Consider the following 11,488-nt stretch of genomic DNA (forward strand, 5'->3'; position numbering starts at 1 on the left):
AAAAACCCGCTTATGCGGGTCTTTTTTTCGCTCGGGCCACAAAGAAGAAATAACAGCAAAGTGCGCCTAGATCACAAAGCATAATGATTAGACCCATTGGAAAGGCTGTTTGGCTTCCGGCTAGTCCGACAAGAGGGGTCATGCAAGCGCCTAGCAGCATTTGTGCCACACCGATCAGTGCAGCTGCACTTCCTGCATGCGCTCCGTGATGCTGCATCGCAAGAGACGGCGCAGATGTGCCGACAATTCCAACGCTTGAGACAACAAAGAACAGCGGAATCAGAATACCGTACAATCCTGCATCAATTGAGATCATGAAAAATAAAGTGACTCCCCCTAATGCAGCTGTCAGCAATCCAATACGAAGAACTTTCTCTTCACCGATTTTCGCAGCGACTCGGGCAAATACTTGTCCAGCCGTGATAATCCCAAGACTATTTACCGCAAAGGCCGCACTAAATCCTTGTGGAGAAAGGTTAAAAATCTCCTGAAGCACAAACGGTGAACCAGAAATATAGGCAAACATTGCTGCGAAGACAAGACCTTGTGATAGGGCATATCCAACAAAGAGACGATCGCTCGCTAGAATTTTCATCGCACCTAGGATCTGTTTGAAGCCCCCAGTCTGTCTGCGTTCTGCAGGTAAGCTTTCTTTCAATGAAAACATTGATCTTAGGAGCATTAGCGCTCCGAGGATTCCTAGAAGAACAAACACACCCTGCCACGTCGTGAACCGTAACATTTGTCCGCCCACGATAGGCGCGGCTGCCGGAGCAACCCCGTTGACTAACATCAGCAGTGCAAAGAATTTCGTCATTTCTGATCCTTCATAATGATCTCGGACAATGGCTCGTGCAATGACAATGCCAGCTGAACCAGCAAGTCCTTGAATCAATCTAAGAAGAATGAACGTCCAAATCGATGTGACCACTGTACAAAGAAGGGATGCCGCAATAAAGATGATCAACCCAATCATGAGCGGCTTTCTTCTGCCGACTGTATCACTGATTGGACCTGCAATCAGCTGTCCAAGAGCAAGTCCAATCAAACAAGCCATGAGACTTAACTGAGACAGCGCCGTGCTTGCTTCAAAGTCACGGGCGATATTAGGTAAAGCAGGTAAATACATATCCATTGCCAGCGGAGCAAGGGCTGTTAAAGATCCGAGCAATGCGGCAAGGAGAAATCGATTTTTTTTCGATTCTTGGGGATAGGATAAAGAACTCATATGATGACAACACTCCTCGTATACTTCCTCAACACAGCATAATGAATCAAGCGTTCCTTTTCAATGAAAAATTTTCAGAGATGATTCCGTGCAAAATGATTGATCTTTCGAATGAGACTCTTTACATTGAATGAGTAGAGAAAAGAGTAAGGTGATCGCATGCAGTGATTGCATGATACGTATACCCACTAATAGAGAGCAGGAGGTGCTGACATGAAGCAGCAAGAGCTGATTATTCGTCAAGCAGTCAAAGAAGATCATGAGGCCATCACACGCGTGCTGATCAAATCCTATGCACAGTATGAGCCGCAATTTACAGAGGAAGGCTGGCAAAATTATTCTGCCGCGCTTGCAGCAGCTGTAGATAATCCGAACATGGAGCTGATGCTTGTGGCGGAACATGAAGGCAAGGTCGTGGGGACGCTGCAAATGTTCCGTTCATCAGAGCAAGCGTATGACAAACCCGAAATGGGCATTACATCAGCCATCGTCCGGTTTTTAGGAGTAGATCCCGATGTGAGGGGAAAAGGCATTGCAGAATCATTGCTGCGTAAAAGTATTGAACTGACGCAATCATGGGGCGAAAATGTCCTGTATCTTCATACATCTGATAAAATGCAGGCCGCCATTCGCCTATATGAAAGAATGGGCTTTGAGCGTGCGCTTGATAAAGAATTTGTGAACCAAAATGGGACACATGTCAAGAGCTATCAATATGTGATCAAGAAAGAACAGCCGGCAGGTTCATAGTATAACGTGCAGCAAAAGGAAGAGCTTACCTCCATGACAAGCTCTTCCTTTTTTCAATTTACGCCCACAGTGCCAGCGCCCAATAGGATACCACCCACGAGATGAAACCGAACATGACAAAGAGTTTTAACATGCGTTCATAAGGAGACAGCTTTCGTTCTTTCTTCGTTTTCACCAGCCGCCAATAAAGGACATAGCCGCAAATCATGAGGATGATTTGTCCAAGCTGTGTAAAGTTTTCAAGAATCGTGATTCCGTTCATTTCTTTCACCTCATCATAGGGCTTCCATAAGTAAATGAGGCAATCCTTTATTTCTTCAGAAAAAATCGGTGTATACTGGAAAGAAAAGAGATGTTTAGAGGGAGTTGTGACATGTTGTTTTCGCTGCATGTGGATCGTTGGGATGAAGTCATCGAGAGAAAAATCAAATACGATCAGAAAGTTGTGGAACATACCTGTCAGCTGTTAGATGCACAGGGACAGCAGGCTGTGCTGTTTCATAAGATTGAAGACCCGTTTACGATGAGGGCAGGTGCTGGTTTTCTAACCATTCCAAAAGGGAGCTATACGACCGCTTATTATTGGAAGGATCGTCCATATAACATATATTTCTGGAGAGATGATCAAGGGAAGGAACTAGGATCTTATTTTAATATTGTGGGAGATACACAGTTCAACGCCCAGCTGGTCATGTTTGAAGACCTCATTATTGATCTTCTCGTTCTTCCGACTGGTGAAGTCTATGTACTGGATGAAGATGAATTGCCGGAGAGTTTAGCGGATTTTGAGAACGGCGCAGTACGCCGGGCATTAGAAGGCGTGACGTCTTCGATAGAAAAAATTCTCGATCAAGTGAGGGCAGATGCCGAAGGGAAATATCATCACAGCTTGTTTGAGCCGATGTTGAGATAGAAAAAACGATTCCTCGCTGAAAGGAATCGTTTTTTCTGTTAGACCTTAATACGGTTTAATCGTTTTTGTAAATTGGTTTTTGTTTTGGAGGCTTTTAGCTGTTTGACAGCGCTTTGAGCCGCTGCTTTTGTTTTCTTTGTTCGTTTGGCTTCCGCTTTTTTGACCTTTTGTTTAGCGTCCGTCACTTTCTTTTGATAAGCGACTTGTTTTTTGACTTTGTCAAGCCGGTTTTGCAGGCTTGTTTTTTCTTTGCCTTTATTTAGTTTTTTGATGGCCGTTTGAGCACTTTTAATAGCGCCCTGTGTTTTGTTCTTTTCGGCTGTTTTGACCTTTGCACGTGCCGAGCGGATATCAATGGCTGCTTGGACTTTCTTCACCCGTTCTGTGAGTGCTGTTTTTTGCTTGCTTGCAGTGAGCCGGCCAATTCTTGTTTTGGCTTGATTGACATCTGCCTGCTTTTTAGATGTTTCGGCTGTTTTGACAGCACTGGCCGCAGCCTTTAAAAAGGTGGATTGCGGCACATATTGCACGCGGCCATAGCCGAATTGCGGATCCTTCCCTTTTGCACCAAGATCCACTGTATAGCTGCGCAATAAAGTGCGAAGCTGTGCATTTGTTTTCTTCGGATGAAGCTGCTTTAACAGTGCCAGCATTCCTGTGACATGCGGCGTGGCTTGTGATGTCCCCGTTGCATACCAATATTCATTTTTTAAATAAGTGCTGATGACGTTCTCGCCAGGGGCAGAAAATTCAATCCCTTTTCCTGTATTCGAGATAGACGCGAGTTTGTCTTTGGAAGTTGTTGCAGAAACGGCAATGACACTATTGTAAGCGGCAGGGTAGCTAATATAATTCTTTTTCCCATCATTTCCGCTTGCAGCGACTACAAGCAGCCCTTTTTTATAGGCTTCATCTACTGCTGAACGCAAGATGGGGATATTGTCTTCAAAGCCTAAACTTAAATTAATAATGTCCATCTTGTTGGTAATCGCCCAATCGATGCCTCGAAGCAGACTATACAGGTCGCCTTCTCCCTTTTTATCTAACACTTTCACAGCATACAGCTTCACACCGGAAGCCACGCCGACTGTTCCATAATCGTTATTAAGCGCACCAATCGTGCCGGCGACATGTGTGCCATGTCCTTCATCATCTTTATAAGAGGATGTGTAGCTCACGAATGATTTACCGCCGGATACCTTTAAATCCTCGTGTGGGAAAATACCAGTATCTAAAACGGCTACTTTTACATTTTTACCAGTGACGCCTTCTTTTATTGCTTGCTTTATATTTAGTTTTTGCAGATTGTAAGATTTTTGTACCAATGCATCTTGATTAGTAGCAGCGGCTGTTTTCTTCATAGTAGAAGCCGCGAGTTTAACCTTTACGTTTTTTGAGACGTAAGCGATGTTTGGGTCTTTTTTGAGTGAGGTGACCGCTTGTTCATCTGCTGTCACAGCGACAGCGGGAAGATGTATGTACTGTGCGTTCACTTTCTCACTTTCCTTAATAGCTGTTTGTTTTCCTTTTTGATTTTTATAGACGATGATGACATCTGTTTCTTTTGGCGGTGCAGCTGCCTGCGAATGGAAGGGCAAAGCAGTTGTCAACGCAAGAAGAAACGCAATGACGATAAGTAATTTCTTTTTCAATGCGTGGCTCCTCTCATCCGATGACCTCGGTCTTTTTTTCTCTATTATATCGGAGAAAGCAGAGGGATGGGATAGTAGAATTGTCGTCTTGTTCAGAAAGTTATTTTTACAAGTAACCTGAAATTGAAATTCATAGAATTCTAGTAGACAATAGAGACATCATGATAAGAGAAAGAAGGACATGCTGATGAACGTAAAAGAGTATATGACGTATGATGCGACTGGCTTGGCAGCACTTGTGCGGAATAAGCAGGTAACGCCCGAGGAGCTTATGCAGGCGGCATTTGATAGATTGAATGAGGTCAATCCAGAACTAAACGCTGTGATACGGACAAGACAAGAACAAGTTTTAAAAGACATCAAGGTGTTACATGAGTATCAGCCATTTGCGGGCGTTCCGTTTGTGCTGAAAAATATATCGCAAGGGATTCAAAATGAACCGCTGACAGCAGGAGCTTTGCTGTTAAAGGATGTAAAAGCAAATTCGGATTCGCACTTTGTTGATCGGTTGAAGCAGGCTGGTTTTCTCATGATCGGACATACAAATACACCGGAATTCGGTTTAAGAAATGTGACGGAGCCTGCGTTACATGGGCCAACGAGAAATTCTTGGAATACGGACTATTCTCCAGGCGGCTCAAGCGGCGGGACAGCAGCAGCTGTTGCAAGCGGCATTGTACCTGCTGGCGGAGCAAGTGATGGCGGTGGTTCCATCCGGATTCCAGCATCCTTTACCGGTTTGTTCGGCCTTAAGCCTACGCGGGGAAGAACGCCAGTAGGCCCAGGCGCAGGAAGGCAGTGGCAAGGGGCTTCCATTGACTTTACACTCACAAAAACAGTGCGGGACAGTGCAGCCCTTCTTGATCTTCTTCAAGTCATTCAGCCTGAAGCTGCTTTCCAAACCCCATTATACGATGGCAGTTACCAAGAGGATCTGGTGAAACGTACATCTTCTATGCGAATTGCTTACAGCGTAGAATCTCCAGTTGGCACGAAGGTCAGTGAGGAGGCGAAGCAGGCGGTTCAGCAAACAGTGAAATGGCTGAGTGAGCAAGGTCATCAAGTAGAGGAAGCCAAGCCGGAAATTGATGGGATTCATCTCATGCAGCAATATTACGTGATGAACAGCGGAGAAATGTCTGCGTTATTCACCTCCTTGGCTCGTTCGTTAGGGCGTCCAGTAAAGCCGGAGGAAACGGACATCGTGGCATGGGTGCTGGCGGAGGCTGGCAAGAATGTGACCGCTGCTGCTTATACAGAAAGTCTTGATGCGTGGGATCGGGCTGCTGCACAAATGGCATCATTTCATCAAACCTACGATCTCTATGTGACACCAGCTACTGCCTATTCAGCTCCAAAGGTTGGTGAGCTTATGCATTCAGATCAGGAAACAGCCGCACTTTTACGTGTGTCATCTCTTTCCATGCAAGCACAGCAGGATCTCATTTATGACATGTTCCTCAAGAGCTTGACCTACACCCCATTTACACAGCTTGCCAACTTAACAGGTCAGCCATCAATGAGTGTTCCTGTTCATCTCACTAGCGCGGGCATGCCTTTAGGGGTACAGGTAACAGCGCCTAAAGGAAAAGAGGACTGGCTGCTCAGGCTTGCGGCGGAAATGGAGACATCCTCGATTTGGAAAGGAACTAGTCAATTAAATCGATAACCATGAAAAGCGACTTTGGTCTATGGGGGGAAAAGAGTGTCACACGTGAGTACGAAGGACAAAATCATTCAAACGGCAGCACTTCTTTTACGTAAACAGGGATACCATGCGACAGGATTGAATCAAATTATCAGAGAGAGCGGCACACCTAAAGGCTCTCTTTATTATTACTTTCCAAATGGAAAAGAAGAGCTGGCCATTGCATCTGTTGAATACATTAGTCAAAAGGTCATCAATCAAATTGAAGAAGGCTTTGCCTATTCGGATGACCCATATATCGCCATCGATCGTTTTATGACAAAGATCATTCGAGGATTTATGGAGAAAGAAAGTGAAAGAGGAATTCCAATTGTCTTGCTTGCGGCAGAGTCCAAGCCTGAAAACGCGCAGCTTCATGCTGCATGCAAACAAGAAATGATCCGCTGGCAGGAGCTTGTAAAAGAAAAGCTAATGAACAGCGGGTATGAAGAAAACAAAGCGGATGAGCTGGCTTCTCTCCTTCACTCAATGGTCATCGGGGGGTTATCGATGACCACTGCACTCAAACAAACGACCCCTTTAGAACACGTAAAAAGTTACCTTAGACACTTATTTATGCGAGAAGAGTAAAATCTCTCGCATATTGTCTATCTATTATATCAATTGGTCTATATAATATAGATAGTCAATTTGTCATGAGGAGTGATGGGATGTCGGAGCAACCGCAATCGATGAAGCAATCCGAAGGTACCTCTTTTTATACCGTGTCTGGTTCCGGAAAGCTGTATGGGCTGGAGAATCAGCTTGTTCATATGCTGGCAGAAGCAAATCAAACGAATCAGCTGTTTGAGCTTGCCTTAATCACAGGTGGGAAAGGAGCATATTTCCCGCTGCACTGTCATGAGCACTTATTTGAAACCATTTTTGTGCTGGAAGGAAAGCTTGAAGTGATGCTGGACGGTAAAAAATACATGGTCACAGCCTTTGATTATATTCATATCCCGCCCAAAACGATTCATGGCTACAGAATGCATAGTCATAAAACAAGATTTATTTCATATACGCTGGGCGGAAAAATGACAGATGTCTATCAGCAAATTGGGAAAAGGCTTTTTCAGAATGAATGGTCTATGATTCATCATGCTTTCGATGCAGCCAGTTTTCAGCAGGCTGAAAAAGAAAGCGATATCATCCTGATGCATGGAATCAGAGAACTGTCTAATACAACGAGGCCCTCCGTTTTATTTCATAGTCAGCTCCCTCACGAGGTACAGCCTTATGTATTAGAGGCTGGTGAAGGGAAGCAATACATCATTGATGGTCAGATTCATGAGCTGATTGCCACAGTAGAAACAACAGGAGGCGGATTCAGTCATTTTGTGGTTGAAGGAGCGAAGGAGAAATATTTCCCGCCGCATTATCATCAAGTTCATACAGAAGCAATCTATTGTGTTGAAGGGAAGATGAACCTTCAATTGAATGGAGAGGATATTTGCTTGATGCCTGGTGACTTTGCCTATATCCCGCCGGATACGATCCACTCTTATGAATTTGTGTCTCATTCAAATAAAATGTTGGTTTTGCTGCTTCCAGGAGAAATTGAGCAGGTGTATGAGCAGTTTGAAGAATCTCCAAGCCCAAGTATATGCCCCTATTTTATTCAAGAAGGGAATTTCATGTTCAATCGGGAGACTTCAACTCAATATGATTTGTTTTTTGTCGAAAAGGAATAAGTGTGTAACGCGTTACACGACATCATGAGTCTGTCGAAACAATCGACAGGCTTTTTTTGTTTTTTGCCTCCTCCACATAAATTTCTCATTTGATGAATGAACCATTCATTCAAGGTGAAGCTATGTAAAGATGACTTGAGCTAAAGGAGGAAATCCATGTGAGAGCTGTTACTTATCAAGGGAAAAATAGCATTGCAGTGAAGAAAGTAGATGCACCGTCGATTCAAGATCGGGAAGATGTGATCATACGTATTACATCAACAGCAATTTGTGGATCAGATTTACATTTGTATCAGGGGAATTTCCCCCTTCCAATCGGCTATGTGATTGGGCATGAACCAATGGGGATTGTGGAGGAAGTTGGCCCGGATGTCACAGCCGTAAAAAAGGGAGACCGTGTCGTCATTCCATTTACAGTTGCATGTGGTAAATGCCAATATTGCGATCATCACTTAGAAAGCCAATGTGACAACTCAAACCCGCACTACGATTCGGGTGGACTTTTTGGCTATAGTGAGAAATATGGGAATTACCCCGGAGGACAGGCAGAGTATTTACGCGTACCTTTTGGCAACTATACACCGTTTAAGATTCCAGAGGATTGTGAGCTGGAGGATGAACAATTGCTGTTCTTATCAGATGTCCTGCCAACCGCCTATTGGAGTGTAGAGCACGCAGGTGTGAAAAAAGGCGATACGGTCATTGTGCTAGGCTGCGGACCTGTTGGGTTAATGGCGCAGCAATTTGCTTGGCAAAAAGGAGCAGAACGTGTGATTGCCGTCGATTACATTGATTACCGCCTGCGGCATGCAAAACGAATGAGCGGCGTTGAGGTCTTTGACTTTACAGAAGATCCCGACATGGGAGAAACGTTAAAGGAGCTTACCAAGGGCGGGGCCGATGTTGTGATTGATTGTGTGGGAATGGACGGGAAGAAGTCGCCGCTTGAAAAAATTGAGCAAAAGCTCAAACTCCAAGGCGGAACGATTGGACCCATTCAAATTGCCACAAAAGCCGTTCGCAAATGTGGAACAGTGCAGATGACGGGTGTGTACGGCGGCCTGTACAACATGTTTCCATTAGGCGCTTTTTTCGCAAGAAACGTCACCCTGAAAATGGGCCAAGCCCCGGCGAGAGGATACATGTCAAAGCTCTATCAAAAAGTGACAAGCGGTGAAATTGATCCCAGAGCCATTATCACTCACAAATTACCATTAGATGAAGCAGCTCATGCGTACCACATCTTCAATGACAAACAGGATGATTGTATAAAGGTCGTTTTAAAGCCATAAAAAAGAAGGCTTAGGAGTATTCCTAAGCCTTTAATGTGTGCTCGTCCATCATTTTTTCGATTAATTCAAAAAATGTTTTTTTATCTTCCTCTGAAAGGTGGTTGAACAATTGATTCACAAGCAGCTGGCGATTGTCGATCATTTGTTTAGCAATTTGTTCACCCGATTCAGAGAGTTCGATCCACACAGTACGGCGGTCATTATTATTTCGAGAGCGGATGATCAGCCCTTCGTCTTCTAAGTGATTGAGAGCGGTTGTTGTTGCAGAGGGAGATAATGAAACTTCCTGCAGAATATTTTTCACAGTACATGATTGATGGCGGTAGATGATACGTAAAATAAACCCTTTAACATTCGTGACGTTTTTCGGAATATTTTCTTCATCTATTTGTTTCGTCGCCTTTAAATACTTTGTCAGTGCATGGTCTAACAAACTTGCCTCTAGCTCGAAATGTTGCATTCTCCATACCTCTTTTCCTATTGCATTCGCATTTCCGATCAATTACTAGGTCTATCTTATCATAATAATCAACATGATTTAAACCAAAATGGAAGACGGCTATAAAATTACCTATATTATCAATTAATATAAAGAACAATTCCAAAATGAAATGATTTTACTTTCAGCTGTTTTTATTTTAGAATGTGAATGAGATAAAATCTGCCAACCCAATTCGCTGGAAATTGGCTATTGGAAATCAAACGTTTGGAGATGAAGATATTGAATACTTTACAGGCATTACTAAACGACAGAATGGAACGCTCTTCACAAATTGAGGCGGTAACTGGCGGAGGGGTGTCTTATACATTTGAAGAATATGCAAAACGCATCGACCAGCTTGCTCATTACTTAAATCAAAAAGGAATTCGAAAAGGTGACCGCGTTTGCTTTATTTGTCAAAACCATCATCACTTTTCAACGATTATGCTGGCAGCCATTAAAGCAGGTGCAGTCGCAGTTCCGCTTAGCTGGCAGCTTACTTCTTTTGAGCTGGAAGGTATTTTGAAAAAAGCAGAGCCAAAGGCTTTATTTTTTGACCGAGAATTCCGTGATGTGATTGCTGCGGTGAATGTGTCTTTAGACAACTGCCTCATGGTGGAATCTGGTGTGAATGCGAAAACAACGCAGCTGTTTGAAGACATATTGGCTTCAAACGATGGCAGTGATCTTGCGGAAGAGGTATCAGAAGAGGATCTAGCGATGATCTTATTTACCTCTGGGACAACGGGGAATCCAAAAGGCTGTATGGTCGGACATGGACGAATCTATCAATTTTTAACAAGACGCGGGAATCGAGGATTTGATTTGAAAGGGAAACGGTACTTGGCGAGTCACCCTCTGTATCATATGAGTTCAATTAATCACCTGATCGCCGCTGCGATTGAAGGGTATACGCTTGTTTTCTTACATGATGCAACACCGAAGCGCATTTTAGAAACAATTGAAAAAGAAAGAATTACGTTCATGATGGCTTTCCCATCAGCTTATACGTACATGCTGGAAGAAATGAAACGCGGTTCGTATGATCTTTCATCTTTTGAAATTGCGATTTCTGGCGGTACGAAGGTGCCGGTCCGTTTGATTAAGGACTACAAAGAAGCAGGCATTCAGATGATGCATGGCTACGGAAGCACGGAAGCATGGGTTGTCAGTGCTTGGCATCCTGCGATGGGCGAGGATAAAATGGGCTCTGCTGGTAAAGTGGATCCAGATGTAGAAGTGAAAATCGTTCATCCTGAGACTGAGGAAACACTGCCAGCTGGAGAAATTGGCGAAGTCGTCATGAGAAGCCCATTTTATTTCTTAGGCTATTATCACCAGCCTGACGCTACGGCGAAGGTGCTCAAAGACGGCTGGTTCCATATGGGAGATGCAGGCTATCTAGATGAAGACGGGTTTCTATTTATCACAGGCAGATACAAAGATGTGATTTTATACGGTGGAGATAATATCTATCCTGATCAAGTAGAAGAAGTCATTGAACAAATTCCAGGTGTGATTGAATCAGCTGTCATCGGGGTGCCGGACGAATTATATGGTGAAGTGCCAAGTGCGTATATCGTAAAAGACGAATCCGCCGATTTCTGCGAAGAAGATGTGGTGAACTATTGTCAGGAACGTTTGGCAGATTACAAAGTGCCATCCATTCATTTCATCAGTGATCTGCCAAAAAACAAACTTGGTAAAATTATGAAGAAAGATTTACGTGAATTGGTTGTGAATGCTTAGTACCTATTCTGCTATAATGAAATTTGAATGATTTTTTGTTTT

At 43.8% G+C, this 11,488-nt stretch carries 11 protein-coding genes; 7 read left to right on the forward strand and 4 right to left on the reverse strand.

All coding sequences use genetic code 11. The annotated features are described in order from the left end of the window. Nucleotides 1–10: 10 nt before the first annotated feature. The gene (locus MHI23_RS01480) at nucleotides 11–1,228 is read right to left on the reverse strand and encodes a multidrug effflux MFS transporter (protein WP_076840654.1); all 1,218 of its coding nucleotides are present in this window, start codon (nucleotides 1,226–1,228) and stop codon (nucleotides 11–13) included. Nucleotides 1,229–1,441: 213 nt separating this feature from the next. Here MHI23_RS01480 and MHI23_RS01485 point away from each other — a divergent pair, with 213 nt between their 5' ends. Next, entirely contained in the window at nucleotides 1,442–1,978 is a 537-nt protein-coding gene (locus tag MHI23_RS01485; protein ID WP_342492216.1) for a GNAT family N-acetyltransferase, read from the forward strand. A 58-nt stretch (nucleotides 1,979–2,036) separates the two neighbouring features. On the opposite strand, the gene MHI23_RS01490 is transcribed toward MHI23_RS01485, so the two are convergent. Next, nucleotides 2,037–2,240 (reverse strand): hypothetical protein, encoded by a 204-nt coding sequence (locus tag MHI23_RS01490; protein WP_125587555.1) that lies wholly within the window; start codon nucleotides 2,238–2,240, stop codon nucleotides 2,037–2,039. Between the two features lie 111 nt (nucleotides 2,241–2,351). On the opposite strand from MHI23_RS01490, the gene MHI23_RS01495 reads away from it, so the two are divergent. Then, on the forward strand, nucleotides 2,352–2,891 hold the full coding sequence (locus tag MHI23_RS01495) for a DUF402 domain-containing protein (RefSeq protein ID WP_169510864.1): 540 nt from the start codon (nucleotides 2,352–2,354) through the stop codon (nucleotides 2,889–2,891). A gap of 38 nt (nucleotides 2,892–2,929) precedes the next feature. Here the strand turns inward: MHI23_RS01495 and MHI23_RS01500 are convergent, their stop codons facing one another. Continuing rightward, nucleotides 2,930–4,543, reverse strand: a complete 1,614-nt coding sequence (locus tag MHI23_RS01500; protein ID WP_342492217.1) for a S8 family serine peptidase — start codon at nucleotides 4,541–4,543, stop codon at nucleotides 2,930–2,932. Nucleotides 4,544–4,730: 187 nt separating this feature from the next. Between MHI23_RS01500 and MHI23_RS01505 the strand changes: the two genes are divergently transcribed. From MHI23_RS01505 to MHI23_RS01520, 4 genes are all read left to right on the forward strand, one after another. Beyond that, entirely contained in the window at nucleotides 4,731–6,212 is a 1,482-nt protein-coding gene (locus MHI23_RS01505; RefSeq protein ID WP_342492218.1) for an amidase, read from the forward strand. A 36-nt stretch (nucleotides 6,213–6,248) separates the two neighbouring features. Continuing rightward, on the forward strand, nucleotides 6,249–6,821 hold the full coding sequence (locus tag MHI23_RS01510) for a TetR/AcrR family transcriptional regulator (RefSeq protein WP_024424384.1): 573 nt from the start codon (nucleotides 6,249–6,251) through the stop codon (nucleotides 6,819–6,821). An 80-nt stretch (nucleotides 6,822–6,901) separates the two neighbouring features. Then, on the forward strand, nucleotides 6,902–7,924 hold the full coding sequence (locus MHI23_RS01515; RefSeq protein WP_342492219.1) for a quercetin 2,3-dioxygenase: 1,023 nt from the start codon (nucleotides 6,902–6,904) through the stop codon (nucleotides 7,922–7,924). A gap of 158 nt (nucleotides 7,925–8,082) precedes the next feature. Continuing rightward, nucleotides 8,083–9,216, forward strand: coding sequence for a zinc-dependent alcohol dehydrogenase (locus tag MHI23_RS01520; protein ID WP_024424382.1), 1,134 nt, complete (start codon nucleotides 8,083–8,085; stop codon nucleotides 9,214–9,216). A 22-nt stretch (nucleotides 9,217–9,238) separates the two neighbouring features. Here the strand turns inward: MHI23_RS01520 and MHI23_RS01525 are convergent, their stop codons facing one another. Continuing rightward, entirely contained in the window at nucleotides 9,239–9,676 is a 438-nt protein-coding gene (locus MHI23_RS01525; protein WP_012008812.1) for a MarR family transcriptional regulator, read from the reverse strand. A 261-nt stretch (nucleotides 9,677–9,937) separates the two neighbouring features. Between MHI23_RS01525 and MHI23_RS01530 the strand changes: the two genes are divergently transcribed. Continuing rightward, nucleotides 9,938–11,446, forward strand: coding sequence for an AMP-binding protein (locus tag MHI23_RS01530; protein WP_025092524.1), 1,509 nt, complete (start codon nucleotides 9,938–9,940; stop codon nucleotides 11,444–11,446). Nucleotides 11,447–11,488 lie beyond the last annotated feature (42 nt).

This window comes from Bacillus sp. FSL M7-0003, assembly GCF_038628485.1.
GTDB lineage: Bacteria > Bacillota > Bacilli > Bacillales > Bacillaceae > Bacillus > Bacillus safensis.

Bases quoted from the DNA above. Each gene is read 5' to 3' on its own strand.
- MHI23_RS01480 (WP_076840654.1), bottom strand. From the start codon at position 1,228: ATGAGTTCTTTATCCTATCCCCAAGAATCGAAAAAAAATCGATTTCTC.
- MHI23_RS01485 (WP_342492216.1), top strand. From the start codon at position 1,442: ATGAAGCAGCAAGAGCTGATTATTCGTCAAGCAGTCAAAGAAGATCAT.
- MHI23_RS01490 (WP_125587555.1), bottom strand. From the start codon at position 2,240: ATGAACGGAATCACGATTCTTGAAAACTTTACACAGCTTGGACAAATC.
- MHI23_RS01495 (WP_169510864.1), top strand. From the start codon at position 2,352: ATGTTGTTTTCGCTGCATGTGGATCGTTGGGATGAAGTCATCGAGAGA.
- MHI23_RS01505 (WP_342492218.1), top strand. From the start codon at position 4,731: ATGAACGTAAAAGAGTATATGACGTATGATGCGACTGGCTTGGCAGCA.
- MHI23_RS01515 (WP_342492219.1), top strand. From the start codon at position 6,902: ATGTCGGAGCAACCGCAATCGATGAAGCAATCCGAAGGTACCTCTTTT.
- MHI23_RS01525 (WP_012008812.1), bottom strand. From the start codon at position 9,676: ATGCAACATTTCGAGCTAGAGGCAAGTTTGTTAGACCATGCACTGACA.